The 14,885-nt window shown below is 65.8% G+C and carries 14 protein-coding genes; 9 read left to right on the top strand and 5 right to left on the bottom strand.

Annotation, left to right across the window (positions count from 1 at the left end; all coding sequences use genetic code 11):
• The first annotated feature begins 8 nt into the window (after positions 1–8).
• On the top strand, positions 9–923 hold the full coding sequence (locus tag ACQPYR_RS15640) for a hydrogen peroxide-inducible genes activator (RefSeq protein WP_433632864.1): 915 nt from the start codon (positions 9–11) through the stop codon (positions 921–923).
• Between the two features lie 10 nt (positions 924–933).
• Here the strand turns inward: ACQPYR_RS15640 and ACQPYR_RS15645 are convergent, their stop codons facing one another.
• Positions 934–1,368, bottom strand: coding sequence for a MarR family winged helix-turn-helix transcriptional regulator (locus tag ACQPYR_RS15645; RefSeq protein ID WP_433632866.1), 435 nt, complete (start codon positions 1,366–1,368; stop codon positions 934–936).
• Positions 1,369–1,454: 86 nt separating this feature from the next.
• Here ACQPYR_RS15645 and ACQPYR_RS15650 point away from each other — a divergent pair, with 86 nt between their 5' ends.
• The 6 genes from ACQPYR_RS15650 (at position 1,455) to ACQPYR_RS15675 (ending at position 5,976) form a co-directional block, all read left to right on the top strand.
• Positions 1,455–2,300 (top strand): SDR family oxidoreductase, encoded by an 846-nt coding sequence (locus tag ACQPYR_RS15650; protein WP_433632868.1) that lies wholly within the window; start codon positions 1,455–1,457, stop codon positions 2,298–2,300.
• A gap of 163 nt (positions 2,301–2,463) precedes the next feature.
• On the top strand, positions 2,464–2,922 hold the full coding sequence (locus ACQPYR_RS15655; protein WP_433632870.1) for a gamma-glutamylcyclotransferase family protein: 459 nt from the start codon (positions 2,464–2,466) through the stop codon (positions 2,920–2,922).
• 49 nt (positions 2,923–2,971) lie between these two features.
• The gene (locus ACQPYR_RS15660; protein WP_433632872.1) at positions 2,972–3,562 is read left to right on the top strand and encodes a TetR family transcriptional regulator C-terminal domain-containing protein; all 591 of its coding nucleotides are present in this window, start codon (positions 2,972–2,974) and stop codon (positions 3,560–3,562) included.
• An 88-nt stretch (positions 3,563–3,650) separates the two neighbouring features.
• Positions 3,651–4,385, top strand: a complete 735-nt coding sequence (locus ACQPYR_RS15665; RefSeq protein ID WP_433632874.1) for an SDR family NAD(P)-dependent oxidoreductase — start codon at positions 3,651–3,653, stop codon at positions 4,383–4,385.
• Positions 4,385–4,585: a tautomerase family protein gene (locus tag ACQPYR_RS15670; RefSeq protein ID WP_433632876.1), complete on the top strand. Its 201-nt coding sequence runs from the start codon at positions 4,385–4,387 to the stop codon at positions 4,583–4,585. Before ACQPYR_RS15665 ends, ACQPYR_RS15670 begins: the two co-directional genes overlap by 1 nt.
• 197 nt (positions 4,586–4,782) lie before the next feature.
• Positions 4,783–5,976, top strand: a complete 1,194-nt coding sequence (locus ACQPYR_RS15675) for a cytochrome P450 (protein ID WP_433632878.1) — start codon at positions 4,783–4,785, stop codon at positions 5,974–5,976.
• Positions 5,977–6,076: 100 nt separating this feature from the next.
• Here ACQPYR_RS15675 and speD read toward each other — a convergent pair whose 3' ends face one another.
• The 4 genes from speD to ACQPYR_RS15695 form a co-directional block, all read right to left on the bottom strand.
• Positions 6,077–7,279 carry an adenosylmethionine decarboxylase gene (gene speD, locus ACQPYR_RS15680; protein ID WP_433632880.1) on the bottom strand — a complete coding sequence of 401 codons (1,203 nt, stop codon included), beginning with the start codon at positions 7,277–7,279 and terminating at the stop codon, positions 6,077–6,079.
• A gap of 8 nt (positions 7,280–7,287) precedes the next feature.
• Positions 7,288–8,388 carry a type III PLP-dependent enzyme gene (locus ACQPYR_RS15685; protein ID WP_433635139.1) on the bottom strand — a complete coding sequence of 367 codons (1,101 nt, stop codon included), beginning with the start codon at positions 8,386–8,388 and terminating at the stop codon, positions 7,288–7,290.
• Positions 8,389–8,514: 126 nt separating this feature from the next.
• The gene (locus ACQPYR_RS15690) at positions 8,515–11,013 is read right to left on the bottom strand and encodes a DEAD/DEAH box helicase (protein ID WP_433632882.1); all 2,499 of its coding nucleotides are present in this window, start codon (positions 11,011–11,013) and stop codon (positions 8,515–8,517) included.
• A 49-nt stretch (positions 11,014–11,062) separates the two neighbouring features.
• Positions 11,063–12,007 carry a PAC2 family protein gene (locus ACQPYR_RS15695; RefSeq protein WP_063038328.1) on the bottom strand — a complete coding sequence of 315 codons (945 nt, stop codon included), beginning with the start codon at positions 12,005–12,007 and terminating at the stop codon, positions 11,063–11,065.
• A gap of 233 nt (positions 12,008–12,240) precedes the next feature.
• Here ACQPYR_RS15695 and ACQPYR_RS15700 point away from each other — a divergent pair, with 233 nt between their 5' ends.
• Both ACQPYR_RS15700 and ACQPYR_RS15705 read left to right on the top strand, forming a co-directional pair.
• Positions 12,241–12,963, top strand: a complete 723-nt coding sequence (locus ACQPYR_RS15700) for a sensor domain-containing protein (RefSeq protein WP_433632884.1) — start codon at positions 12,241–12,243, stop codon at positions 12,961–12,963.
• A 368-nt stretch (positions 12,964–13,331) separates the two neighbouring features.
• The gene (locus tag ACQPYR_RS15705; protein WP_433632886.1) at positions 13,332–14,786 is read left to right on the top strand and encodes a DUF4192 domain-containing protein; all 1,455 of its coding nucleotides are present in this window, start codon (positions 13,332–13,334) and stop codon (positions 14,784–14,786) included.
• Positions 14,787–14,885: the final 99 nt, after the last annotated feature.

Raw genomic sequence — 14,885 nt, forward strand, 5'->3', positions numbered from 1 at the left:
TGATAGGCGTGACTGATCAGACTTATCAGCCGACCCTGTCGCAGCTGCGTGCGTTCGTAGCGGTCGCGGAGTACCGCCACTTCGGCACCGCGGCCGCGCGGCTCAGTGTGAGCCAGCCCACGTTATCGCAGGCACTGGCCGCATTGGAACACGGGCTCGGGCTGCAGCTGATCGAGCGCAGCACCCGGCGGGTGCTCGTCACCGCCGCGGGTATGCGGCTGTTGCCGCAGGCGACGGCGACCCTCGAGGCGGCCGATCGATTCGTCGCTTCGGCGACAGGTGACAGCCTGGGCGGCACCCTGCGGATCGGCATCATCCCGACGGTTGCCCCGTATGTGCTGCCGGATCTGCTGCCCGAATTGCGCAAGGTATTGCCCGCTTTGAATCCTCAGGTGGTCGAGGACCAAACCGCCCGGCTGTTGGAGGGATTGCGCACCGGCGTCCTGGATGTCGCGCTGCTTGCACTGCCGACCGAAGCGCCCGGACTCGTCGAGATCCCGTTGTACACCGAGGAATTCGTTCTGGTGACTCCGCGCGGTCACGCGCTGGCCGGCCGCACCGATATCGCACCCGCCACCTTGGACGCGCTGCCGCTGCTGCTGCTCGACGAGGGCCACTGTCTGCGTGACCAGACCCTGGAATTCTGCCGCTCCGCCGACGCCCATCCGGGCGCGGTCGGCGATACTCGTGCGGCTTCGCTGGCGACCGTGGTTCAGTGTGTCGCAGGCGGTCTCGGGGTGACGTTGATCCCGGAGATGGCGGTGGCGGCCGAAACCGCGCGCGGCACACTGGAAATTGCGCATTTCGCTGCCCCCGCTCCGGGGCGCACGCTCGGTCTGGCCTTTCGCGCATCGACGGCGCGCGCGGACGATTACGAACGGCTGGCGGAGATCATTCGGTCGCAGCGGCCCGGAGTCGACTGAGTCCGCGGGATCAGGGTGCGGCGTCGCCGAGGAGCTCGGTCGCGGTGCTGTGGATTTTGCGCAGGGCGTTCATGAGGTGACGGCGCTCGGTGGGGGTGAGGTCGGCGGTCACCTTGTCCTCCAAGGCTTGTCGCTGCGCCTCGATCGGCTGCTGGAGGGCGCGGCCCTTATCGGTGAGCCAGAGGCGGACCAGGCGGTTGTCGTGGTCGTCGCGACGGCGCTCGAGCAGGTCCGCGGCGGTCATGCGGGTGGCCATTTTGACCACCGTCGGGGTGGTGACGTTCAGCGCGGCGGCGACCTCGCCCGGGGTGCGCCCGTCCCGCTCCCACAGCAGAGCCAGGACGTAATTCTGACCCAGATGCAATCCATGCGTACGCATTTCGCGGTCCGCGAGTGCGCGTAGCACCTTCGAACTGCGGCCGTGTAGGTCGAGGAATTCGGGCATCTGTCGGATCTCCCTGGCTATTGACGAATAGATCGTTAGCCGTCTAGCGTTCCAATTCGTTAGACGGCTAGTGATGTGGAGGTCTGATGATAGTGGTCACCGGTGGCACCGGAAATATCGGTCGTGAACTCGTTGGCGAACTCGCTGCAAGAGGTGCGGAATTCCGTGTTCTCGTGCGCGATCCGGCTCGTGTCGTGGATCCGGGCGGGGGTGAGCTGATCGTCGGCGATCTGGACGATCCGGCGGCCCTCGCGCCCGCATTCGACGGTGCCGACACACTGTTCCTGCTGGTGCCCGGCATCGGACTGGAGCACACCGTCGATGCGGTGAACGCGGCGCGAGCGGCCGGAGTGCGGCATATCGTGCAGTTGTCGTCGTTCAATGCGATGGGCGATCCGGTACCGGCCATGGGGCGTTGGCATCTCGAGCGCGAGCGGATCGTCGCCGAATCCGGCATACCGGTGACCGTGCTGCGCCCCGGTGGATTCATGACGAATGCGCTGGCGTGGGCGCAGACGATCCGCTCCGGCGGTGCGGTCCTCGACCCCACCGGACCCGGTCGCTATGCCCCGATCGACCCTGTCGATATCGCCGCGGTGGCGGCCGAGGTTCTCACCCGCGACGGTCACCACGGTATGACATATACCCTCACCGGCACGGAAACCTTCACTGTCGCAGAACAAGTCGCGACCATCGCCCGCACGATCGGTCGCGCCATCGAGGTTCACGAGGCGGCCACGCCGCAGGAGGCTTTGGAATCCCGCTACCCGGGCGGTGCACCACCGGCGCTGGCGGCGGCGATCATCGAGGGATTCGAGTTGATGCGTGCCGACACAGTGGGGTTCCGTACCGACACGGTGAGTGAGCTGCTCGGTAGAAGTCCGCGTAGGTTCGCCGACTGGTGCGTCCGCAACGCCGATGCGTTCGTGTGAAGACGCTATTCGGGTGAGGTAATCCTCTTGGCTCGGTCGGAGCGTCCGGCCGCCTCGACGCTTCCGGCGAGTTGTTTGTCGGACCGGTAGCCCCCAGTTCTAACGCGGTCTATCGGATCGTTGGGCGTAATCTCCGCTGGTAGGCAGTTGGAAAGGGTGCGCAGTGGATGAGTCGGGTGCCAATGTGTCGACCGAGCCGGGACGGCGGCTCGGTCGCTCGATCGCGAACGGTGATCAGCTGTTCGTCTACGGAACATTGCAGTTTCCCGAGGTGCTGGTCCAGTTGATCGGGCGGTGTCCGGAATTGGTGGCGGCGGAGCTGACCGGGTGGCGGGTGGCGGCACTGCCGGGCCGGGCGTATCCCGGGTTGGTACCCGCCACGGGTGGGATTGCGCGCGGTGTGGTGTTGTCGGGGCTCGACGCGGGGGAGTGGGCGGTGCTGGATGCGTTCGAGGATGACGAGTACGAGTTGCGGCGGGTTCGACTCGGTCCGGCCATATCGGCGTGGACGTATGTGTGGACTTCGGTTGTCGCGCAGGATGATTGGTATGCTGAGCGCTTTGCGGCCGAGCATCTGGGTACGTTCGTGGCTCGGTGCGCGGAATGGCGACGACTGCTGTGACCGAAGGCCGGATTTGCGATTCCAAGACGACCGGTCATATATTATCTCCATGGCGCGACCCCGACGCAGTGATGACACTCGGCAGCTTCTGGTGGAGCAGGGCGCTGCCGGTTTCCTGACGAACGGCTATCACGGGACCGGTATCAAGCAGATCCTGGATGCGGTCGGCGTGCCGAAGGGTTCGTTCTACAACTACTTCGCTAGCAAAGAGAGTTTCGGGCAGGCCATCATCGACCATCATTCGCTGTGTGTGCAGCGGAATTTGGCCGAGGCGCTCGGGACTTCGCCGGATCCGGTCGCCGGGTTGCGGGAGTTCTTCGGGCGGCTCATGGATGATTTCGTGCGGGCGGAGTTCACCGGTGGATGCCTGATCGCGAACCTCGGCGGGGAACTCGAGGGCAGTGAGGTGCTGCGGGAATCCTTGGCGGGGGCCTGGAATTCCTGGCGCGACGGGGTGGCGGCGGCGCTGCGGCGGGCGCAGGAGCTCGGGACGATTCGCGACGATATCGACGCCACGGAATTGGCTGATCTGCTGTTGGAATCGTGGGAGGGCGCGGTGATCAGGATGAAGATCCAGCGCTCGCTCGAACCGCTGCACAAGTGTTTGCGCCGACTGCTGGAGGACTACTTTCGGCCCTGACTTGTCGGTATTGCCGCTTTGGGTGGCCATTTATCCATTCCAAGACGACCGGTCGTATCGGCAGATATCACGAGAAAGAGAGAAAGATATGGTCAAGACGGTGATCGTCACCGGATCCTCCAGTGGGATCGGGCGCGATATCGCTCGGGCCTTCGTGGAGCGTGGTGACAGTGTCGTGCTCAACGGGCGAGACGCGGACAAGCTCGCAGCGGTGGCGGACTCGCTGGGCGCGCCCGCACAGTTGGCGGTATTCGCCGGTGATATCGGCACGCCCACAACGGGTTCCGAGCTCGTGCGCCTTGCGGTGGAACGTTTCGGTCGAGTCGATGTGCTGGTGAACAATGCCGGAATCTTCGGGGCCAAGCCGTTCGTCGATGTCACCGAGGCGGATCTGGACAGTTACCTCAACGGCAACCTGAAAGGGACCTACTTCACCACACAGGCCGTCGTGCGCCAGCTGCAAGCGCAGAAAAGCGGTGGCAGCATTGTGAATATCGGGACGGTGCTGATCAATCACGCGCTCGCGGGCCTGCCCGCATCGGCCGCGCTGGTCAGCAAAGGCGGCGTCCACGCGTTGACCACGAGCCTTGCCGCGGAACTCGCGGCGGACGGCATTCGGGTCAATGCCGTCGCTCCCGGCATCATTCGCACACCACTGTTCGGTGACGGCGACGAAAGCGCCTCGGGCCGACTGGCTTTGCTCAACCGAATCGGTGAAGTGAGCGAAACCACCGCAGCGGTGCTGTATCTCGCGGACGCCGCCTTCACCACCGGCCACATCTTCCCCGTCGACGGCGGGTTCATCTCGGGAAGGGCCGCGTAATGCCTTATGTCAACATCAAAGTCACCAACGAGGGTGTGACCCGGGAGCAGAAGACCCGGCTGATCAAGGGCGTCACCGACCTGCTCCGTGATGTCCTCGGCAAGGACCCGGCGACCACCTTCGTCGTGATCGACGAGGTCGAGCTGATCGATTGGGGTATCGGCGGGATGAACGTCGAGGACTGGCGCAAACAGGGGTAGGCCGGGCGTTGGCCCACTCGCCCATTCTTGCCCGGATGCAGCGGGATCTCCTGCGGAATCGAGGCAGGAATGGGCGCTGAGGCCACTTCGGTACAGCCCGGACATGCAGTTGCTCGGCGCACTTGCCGCATACAGGAATGGCAGACTCGCCAGCCGACTATTAGCCTGAGATCCGATATATCCGGTGTAGGAGCAGCATGGCCATGCCCGGCGAGGTTCGAGCCGAGATCGGTTGGCGACAGGCGATTGTCGACCGTGACGTGCCGTCCGCACTGATCGCGCGGGCGCGGCGCAACGGCGGGATCATGCGGGTCAGGCTGCCATTGCCAGGCCGGTCGTGGCTGATCACCGACAGTGATCTCATCGACCGTGTGCTGCGTACCGGTGCGGACGAATTCGACAAAGGTGGTCCGATCTACCGGATCATCCGCAACGCGACCGGCGACGAGGGTTTGTTCGTGGTCAACGATCCGCAAATGTGGCGGACATTGCGTGAACATACGAATCCCGCGTTCGCGGCTGCCGAGCTCGCGCCGCTCGCGCACGAGAGTGTCCGGCGATTGACCGACCGGATCGACAGCTGGCATCAGGACCGCGCCGTCGACGTGTTCACCGAATTCAAACTGCTCAACGTGGAACTGCTGGCACGGCATCTTTTCGGTCAGACTGTCGACTGCGCGACACTGGTGCGACTGGCCCAGCCGATCTTCGACAGCCAGCGCAGGCAGTGGTTCCGGATCGGCGGCGGCAAGTACCGGCGCGCCATCGCGGCCATGGACGCCGAGGTCCACGCCATCATCGACCGGCGGCGCACAATGGACGATTGCGCCGGCGACCTGCTCGGACATCTGCTGCAGGTGCGTCCGGAACTTCCGGGCCAGCGGATACGCGATCAGGTGATAAGCCACTTGATGGCAGGTTTCGACAGCACGGCATGCGCTCAGGCGTGGGCATGTGTGCGACTGGCAGACCATCCCGCCGAGCTGGTCGAATTGCGGACCGAAGTCGAACAAGTGCTGGCGAGTCGACTACCGGCCGCAGCTGACCTCGCCCGGTTGCCCCTGCTCACATCGTTTTTCGGCGATGTTGTGGCACAGCGGCCGTCGTTCCCGCTCATCTTCCGCCATGTCGCAGTCGAGACCGAACTGGCCGGTCGCCCGCTGCGTCAGGGCGACCAGCTGTTCATCGCGCTCGGACCCGCCCGCCTGCCGTTCGGCATCGGCAAACGAAAATGCATCGGCGAACCGATGGCGCTTCTCACCGGCGCACTGTCCATCGCGGTACTCGTACAGCGGTTCAGCCGATGGCAGCGCACGCGGCCGGGCAACCAGCAGATCCGCTACGCGACCACCGCCCCGCCCCGCCACAGCGAGATCCGTTTCACGCCATAACCATCCGGTTCTCGGCCAGGAGCGGACACTCCGGCCGAACGCCGAATCGCACCGGCTCGAAGGGAAATCCCTTGGGAACCGGTGCGATTCGAGAGTGCCGCTAGACGCGCAGCGCGTGTGGTTCGATCGCGCCGCGCACCAGCGCCCGCGCATCGATCGTCTCTGCGCGGTAGGGCAGCGTGCCCAGCCGATCGGTCATCGCCTGCACCGGGTCATCGATTCGCTCGTTCAACCCGAACAGGAATGTCCACTCGTGCTCATCGCTGCCGTACTGCACCACGGTGCCGAACTGCTCGTGGAAGCGCTTCCAAGACCTCTTCAGCGTCTCGTTGCGCCACATCGTCGCGCATCCGGCCTGTGCGCTGAGCACGCCGCCGGGTGCGAGCAGCGCCCGACATCGCGACAGGAACTCCGACTCGTAGAGCCGGTTGTGTTGCGCGTCCTCGACCCGCTCATCGGGCAGATCGATGACTATGACGTCGTAGCGGGTGCCCGCCTCGTTCGCGTTGGCAAGGAAGTCCCAGCCGTCGGCGTAGTGCACGTTGACCGGGCCCGCACCCTTGACGGCGGCGGCCAGTTCATCGCTGGTGTAGCCGTATGGCAGGTGCTCGGCACACAACTCGACCTCGTGCTGGTCGATATCGACGTGATCCACCAGCGTCGCACCCGCGGCGACCGACATCTGGCTGGCCACACCCTCACCTGACCCGATGATCAGCACCTTGTCCAGCTTCGCGGCCAGCGCGAAGGCGGGGACCATCATCGCCTCGTGATAGGTCAGCTGGGAGAACTCCGTGGACTGGCGATCGTCGTCGGAGAACAGGCTGATGCCCTGTTCGGTGCGCGCGATCACCATGTGCTGGAACGGAGTATGGGTATCGACGATGACCTCGTGCAGATCCCAGATGCGGGTCAGGCCATTGCCCACCGGCTCTTCGATCCGCGTCGAGCCGTGCCCGCGCTGGATGACCCGCATGCGAACATCTCTGGGAGACAACTTATCTCGCAGTAGTTCGACGGCCTTCGACGCGCCGGCGCCGATACTTCCGCAGGTGAATACGTCGACAAAGATGTCGCCGGACTCCGGATAAGTGTGAATCGAGGCGTGGGACTCCGACAACAGCGCGAGGACGGTCACCCCCTGCGGATCGAACTTCTTGTGTACGACATCGCAGATGGTGACGCCCGCCGCGATCAGAGACTCGCGCAACGCCGATTCGAGTCGTTCGAGATCGTCGCAGAGATCTGCGTCGACACCACCGAACTCGGCCAGCACATGCCAGCCGGTGAATTCCGCCGTCATAGGCAAACTCACTCTCGCTCAGCGCCCGAGACATGAACGGTCAAGGGCGGAAAACCATTGAAGGACACCGACGAATAGCTCGCGGTATAGGCGCCGGTATCGAGGATCTGGATGCGATCACCGGCTCGCAACGAGGTCGGAAGAAGGACCTTCGTGCGTTGATACAGTACATCGTCGCCATCGCAGGTCGGTCCGGCCACCACCGCCTCGTCCACGGGATCTCCGTCACGTTCGGTGACGAAGCGGTATGCGATGTACTCGTTCTCGGTCTCGGCCATGCCGTTGTAGCGGCCGATGTCGAGATACACCCAGCGCCGTCCGTCCGGCGCGATGCGCACGCCGATGACCTCGGCGTGAATGGTGCCTGCCGAACCTACGAGCGCGCGGCCGGGCTCGATGACGAGTCCGGCGGTCGCGGGCAGGAATTCGGCGGTGGCGGCGGCAATGACGGCACCGATATCGTCGAGTGCGGGCGCCGCCTCGACGTACGAAATGGGCAGGCCGCCACCGATATTCACCGAGAGCACCGGAATATCTTTGTCCGCCAGCGCCGCCACGATGCGGCCCGCCTGCTCGATACCGACGTGCCAGGCTCGCGGGTCGGTCTGCTGGGAGCCGACGTGGAAGTACGGGCCCCCGACGATCAGTCCGAGATCGCGGGCGCGCACCAGCAGCCGCAGCGCCTCGGTGGGGGAGCAGCCGAATTTGGTGCCGAAGGGCGTCGTCGACTGCGGCGCCGAGGACAGGAACCGGCACTCGACTTCCGAACCCGGCGCGTGCTCGATGATGCGCAGCAGATCGTCCTCGGTGTCGAAGGCGTAGCGGCGCACACCCGCGGCGTAGGCGGCCGCGATGTGGGCGGCCTTCTTGATCGGGTTCCCGTAGCACATGCGCGCCGGGTCGACGCCCTCGTGCAGGCACAGTTCGATCTCACCGACGCTGGCGACATCGAACTCCGCGCCGTGACGGTCGAGCAGACGGATGAGTTCCGGGACCGGACTCGCCTTGACCGCGAAGCGTATTCGGGCTCCGGGTACCGCGGCCTGGAGTGCGCGGTAGTTCTCGCGCACCCGCTCTGGGTGGATGGCCAGATAGGGCGATTCGGGCAGGTTTGAACCGGTCAATCTAAGGGAACTCTCCGTCGTTTGGGGGGCGGCCGTCGTTCGGGCACCGCGCGAGAGAGTATCAGCGCGATGCCCCTGGTAACCAACTCGCTGACGACACCTTGATCATGATCACCCTGCGACTATCGTGACCTCGTCGAAGACGACCTCGCCCGCGGCATCGGACTCGGCGAGATCGACCACTGCCGCGAGCGCCCAGCCGTGGTCCCCGGCGGGATCGTCGAGCACTTGGCGCACCTGCCAGAAACCGGGGCGTTGTTCCACCTGGAACAGTTGCGGACCGCGAGCATCCGGGCCGGTGCCGATGCCTTCGTACTCGTCGAAGTAGGGGTTGAGCTCGGCCGCCCAGTCCGGTCCGGTGCCCAGCTCGGCGAGTGCCTCCCAGCGGCGCAGCGCGGCGAGTTCGACGCGACGGAACATGGCATTGCGGATCATCACCTTGAACGCGCGTTCGTTGGCCGAGATCGGCCGCACCGTTTCCGCGCCGAAGGCGAGCTGATCGGCATCGGTCTCCGCACCCGGATTGGTGAGCTGCTCCCATTCGTCGAGCAGACTCGAATCCACTTGGCGCACAAGTTCGCCCAGCCATTCGGTCATATCGTCGAGATCCTCGGTGCGCGCGGCTTCCGGGACGGTGCGCCGCAGCGCGCGGTAGGCGTCGGCGAGATAGCGCAGCACCACCCCCTCGGAGCGGGCCAGCTCGTAATGCGAGATCAGCTCGGCGAAGGTCATCGAGCGTTCGATCATGTCGCGGACGACCGATTTGGGGGACGGAGCGAATTCCGACATCCAGGGATGCCCGGCCCGGTAGGTCTCGAAGGCGGGTTCGATCAGCTCGGCCAGCGGTTTGGGCCAGGTGACCTCTTCCAACAGCTCCATGCGTTCGTCGTATTCGATGCCGTCGGCCTTCATCTCGTTGATCGCCTGGCCGCGGGCCTTGTGCTGCTGGGCCATCAGCAGCTGGCGCGGATCCTCCAGCGTCGATTCGATGAGGGAGATGACGTCGAGGGTGTAGCCGGGGGCGTCCTTGTCGAGCAGGTCGAGCGCAGCGAGGGCGAAGGGGGACAGGGGCTGGTCGAGGGCGAAATCGCGCTGCAGATCGACGGTGAGCCGGGCGCGGCGGCCCTGTGCGTCGGGTTCGGGAAGCTGTTGCACCACACCGGCATCGCGCAGGGCGCGATACAGGCGGATAGCGCGCAGGATGTGGCGGCGTTGCGCTGGGCGGGGCTCGTGATTGTCCTCCAGCAGACGGCGCATGGCGTCGAAGCAATTGCCCGGGCGGGCGATCACATTGAGCAGCATGGAGTTCGTCACGTTGAAGCGCGACACCATCGGTTCGGGGCTGGCGGCGACGAGCCGGTCGAAGGTCTCCTCGCTCCAGGAGACGAAGCCCTCCGGCGGTTTGCGGCGCACCACCTTGCGCTGCTTCTTCGGATCGTCACCCGCCTTGGCCAGCAGCCGGGTGTTCTCCACTTCGTGGTCGGGCGCCTGCACTACCACGGTGCCCATGGTGTCGTAGCCCGCCCGGCCCGCGCGGCCGGCGATCTGATGGAATTCGCGGGCCTTGAGCCTGCGGGTGCGCACACCGTCGAATTTGGTGAGACCGGTGAGCAGTACCGTGCGGATCGGCACGTTGATCCCGACGCCGAGGGTGTCGGTGCCGCACACCACCTTCAGCAGACCGTCCTGGGCCAGCCGCTCCACCAGGCGGCGGTACTTGGGCAGCATGCCCGCGTGATGTACGCCGATACCGTGGCGGATCAGCCGGGACAGGGTCTTGCCGAAGCCGGAGGAGAAGCGGAAATCACCCAGTGCCGTTGCGATGGCGTCCTTTTCGGCGCGCGTGGCGAAGTTGACGCTGGTCAGCGCCTGCGCGCGTTCCAATGCGGCGGCCTGGGTGAAATGCACGACGTATACCGGTGACTGGTTGGTCGTGACGAGATCTTCCAGGGTTTCGGTGATCGGGGTGCGCGCGTAGGAAAAGCTCAGCGGGACAGGACGTTCGGTGCCCGCGACGATGGCGGTCGGATTACCGGTGCGGCGCTCGAGGTCGGCGGCGAAGAAGTCGACCTCGCCGAGAGTTGCCGACATCAGCAGGAATTGGGCGCGCGGGAGTTCCAGCAGCGGTACCTGCCAGGCCCAGCCGCGGTCCGGATCGGCGTAGAAGTGGAATTCGTCCATCACGACCTGGCCGACATCGGCGGCCGCCCCCTCGCGCAGCGCCATATTCGCCAGGATCTCGGCGGTGGCGCAGATGATCGGCGCCTCCGGATTCACCGCCGCGTCACCGGTCACCATGCCGACCCGGTCCGCGCCGAAAACCTCGCACAGGGCGAAGAACTTCTCGCTGACCAGCGCTTTGATCGGGGCGGTGTAGTAGGTGCGCAGGCCGCGGGTCAACGCGAACAGATGCGCGCCGACGGCGACAAGGGATTTACCGGATCCGGTGGGGGTGGCCAGGATGACATTGGATCCGGACGCCAATTCCAGTAGCGCCTCGTCCTGCGCCGGATACAGCGGGGTCCCCTGCTCGGCCGCCCACGCCCCGAAGGACTCATAGAGTGCGTCGGCGTCGGTTCCCGGTATCTCCAGCAGTTCGGTCAGATCCACTCCGACCACCCTACGGGCAGCCGCCTACGGTCCCGTCAGGGTGATCGGGTCAGTTGGACTGTTCGTCCTCGTCGCCGTCGTAGCCGCCCTGCTCGGCCAGGAAGCGCTCGAATTCGGCGCCCAATTCGTCGCCGCTGGGCAGCTCACCATCGCCGACCAGCAGGCTCGACTGGCGTTCCTGCGCGGAGACGAAGCTGTCGTACTGGCGCTCGAGCGCGTGCACCACGGTCTCGACCTCGGAATTCCCCGCGATGTGCTCGTTGACCTGCTCGCGCACCCGCGCGGCGGCCTCACCGAGGGCGGCCAGTGGGAATTCCAGGCCCGCGTTGTCGGCGACGTGCTCGAGCAGGGTCTGCGCGGCCTCCGGGTAGGCGGTCTGCGCGAGGTAGTGCGGCACATGCACCGAGAATCCGACGGATTCGTGGCCGTGCTGGGCCATCCGGTACTCCAGCAGCGAGGACGCGCTACCCGGCACCTGTAGTTCGCCCGGCCAGCGCTGATGGTCGGCGATGAGGTCGCGGTCGGAGGAGTGCGCGGTGATGCCGAGCGGGCGGGTATGCGGGATCGCCATCGGGATGGCACTCAGTCCGATGCTGCGCCGCACACCGAGCTGTTCGGCGAGCAGACGCACCGCGGTGGTGAATTTCTCCCAGCGCAGATCCGGTTCCAGGCCGGACAGCAGCAGGAACGGGGTGCCCGCGGTATCGCGCAGCGCCCAGAGATTCAGCTCGGGCTCGGCGTAATCCGAGAAGTGGTCGGTCTTGAACGTCATCAGCGGACGACGCGAGCGATAGTCCAGCAACTCGTCGACATCGAACGACGCGACCAGCTCGCTCTCGAGACTCTCGCGCAGGTGCGTCGTGGCCAGCCGCACCGCATGCCCGGCATCGGTGAAGCCCTCCAGTCCGTGTACCAGGACCGGACCCAAGCCATCGTCGTTCGACAGCTGCGGAGCTGGGAACTCCAACTCGTACATTCGCGACTCGTGGTCCATCGCGTCTCCTTCCTGCGCGGTTTACCGACGCGCGCTTCCAGGTTCACAGGCCTGTTGGGCAATTCGCGGCGGTCAACCACTGTCCATTGTCCCCCATAGTCCCGACACACGTTGCCACGGGCGACACCGACCCATGAGCAGGGCAACGTCAGTAGTACCCCGCACATTCCCGGTCACGCGACGAACCGGCGTGGCATCGTGGGCGGGCTCGGGGAGTTTGGCACAGTGGACCGGTGACTGTGCCGAATTCGACGCGCAGGGGGCCACGCGGATTCGGGGTATCTGGTTTGGTGCCCCTCGCCGCGAGTGCGGCGCTGCTCGCCGGCTGCACGTCGACGGTGACCGGACATCCGGTCGCCTCCGGCCCGAGTGCGGGGACTCGGTATGTGACGGCACAGCTTTCGACGCTGCTGCCCGATCCCGCGCAGTTCCCGGCCGGATACGAGGCGGTCGTGCTGCCACCGGAGGCGGCCGCGCAGGCGGCGGCGGACCTGACCGGGGTCGGGCGCGGTGCGAAGGTGCAGCCCGACGGATGTGTCCCGCCTGCTCAGCAATTCGGTCCGAATCAGACGGCCGTTGCGGTGGGCACCGACAACGAGACGCGCGCCACGATGACCGCGGAGTTGACCAGGACCGGACAGCCGTTGTCGGTATTGCGTGACCAGTTGAAGCGGTGTCAGCAGGTGCATGTGAACCGAGCGGGCGCGACGACGATTGTGACCACCGAACTGCAAGCGCCCCCGACGATCGACGCCGACGACACGTTCGCGCTGCGCCGCACGGTGGCGCCGCAGGTGAGCGCGGCCGGGCTGACGCAGTCGATGCAGACGCTCACCGGGCAGGTCGCCGATGTGCGTATCACGGTGACATACATGACATTCGGCGACGCGAAGCCGGATACGGCGGCATTGGACGAGCTGTTCACAACGGCGGTGCGGAAAGTGAAGCAGGGGTGAATGCGGCGGCCTGCGCCGCTTGTTGGCTGGTGCTTGCGGCCGGACAGTAGCAGGTGGCACCGACATGTTCGTCGCCGTATTCGGGTCCGATTCCCGATTCGTCCACAGTCCAAGTGTTTTCCACAGGGCAATTCGGTCCCGCGATATCCCCAGGTCGGTGTCCCGGGCTTCGAGGTGGGTGGGCGCACCCTCGATGCATGACGACTTCCACGAATCCCGCTCCCGCCCTCGGAGATCCAGGCGACGGCGCATCGCCGCGCACCGGTTTTTGCACAAGCCCCGCCGTTCACCTCCGCAAATCCGCTCACTCGTCGGGTGTCGGCGACTCGGGTTGCCGGGATGTCGAGGATTCGTGTGACGGCGCCGGGATGGGTACCGACAAGCCGGCGGACTATCGAGCCGCCGGGCATCCAGGTGCTACCGCGGGGGCAGCGGATCGCGGGGTGCATGTCGGCGACGAAACAGAGGGCTCGCGCGCCATCGCGTATTCGAGCGGCATTATCCCTGCGCCGCGGTTCGATGAACCAGTGCGCGATAGCGTTGCGGCGCATACATATCGCACGTGGCCCGTGGACCCGGTCTCGGCCCGAATCGATTCGGTGTCCTTCTTCGACCCCGATACCGACGACGAATTGTCGGAATGCACACGAGGTTTCGGGAAAGAGTTGCGCCCGGGAATCTGTGCGGAACCGCCGCCGGAATTCGGGGATCGGATTCCAGGGGACTCACTGCATGTCGACGATCCGGGTGAATTGATTGTGGCTGTGCCCGCCATGGTCGGATTCGTGCCGGAGCGGTCACTGGTGGTGGCGGTGCTGCGGGGCGCGACAGATGTGGAGCAGAGTCCGATCATCGATGCGGTGGTGCGGTTCGATTTGGATCAGGAAGGCGGGAGTCGGCGGGGGCTCGCGGCCGCATATGCGGAGTGTGTTTCGCACATCTGTGCCGCAGAGGGGGCGACGGAAGTACTCGCGGTGATCGTCGACGACCGGGTGCGCGAACCGCGGCGCACTCGCCGAAACGGTGTGGGCAGTACGGGACCGTGGGGCACACTCATCGCGGCGTTCGCGCGCCGACTGGCGCGGGCCGAGGTGTACCTCGAGGGCGCCTGGGCGGTGCGCGCTATCGAGGCGGATCAGCGGTGGTGGAGTCTGCTCGATGCGAATCACCATGGGACGCTGCCGGATCCGGCCACATCGATGGTCACGGTGGCGCATGTGCTCGAAGGGCGCCCGATCCGGGGCACCCGTTCGGAGCTGACCGCTCTGGTCGCACCGGATGAGGAACTGGCGCGCCAGGTCGCGGTACATCTGGACAGCGCTCGCGCGTTCGCGCACGAGCGGTACGCGGCGGCCGTCCGGCGCGGGGATCCCGACGGATACCACCGGCGGGCACTCGAACATATGCTCTCGCAGATCGCCAACATCGACTCCGGTGTAGTCCTGACCGCCCAGGAATACGCGGAACTGGCCGCGGCACTGCGCGATCGGACGGTGCGCGACTCGTTGTTCGGGCTGGCCGTCGGAGACCACGCCGCCCCTGCGGAGACCCTCTGGGTGGCGCTGACGCATGCACTGTCGGGCAGCGACCGTGCCGATGCGGCAACACTTCTCGGCTACAGCGCCTACATCCGCGGTGACGGTCCGCTCGCCGGCATCGCACTGCAGGCGGCCTTGGAAGCCGATCCCGCCCATTCCATGGCGAGTCTGCTCGAGATCTCACTGCGCACCGGGATGCGCCCGGATACGCTGCGTCGCCTTGCCTACTGCGGGATCGGCATTGCTGCGGATCTCGGTATCGACTTTGGGCCGGTCGTCCGGTGAGCCCGATCGCGTTCTCGGGTGGTCAGAGGTGAGTTGGCGAGTCACATGGTGGTTGTGGCAAATGCGGCACCACCATGCAACCGCGTTCGATGCTGCGCC

The organism is Nocardia sp. CA-120079, from assembly GCF_050955745.1.
Classification (GTDB): domain Bacteria; phylum Actinomycetota; class Actinomycetes; order Mycobacteriales; family Mycobacteriaceae; genus Nocardia.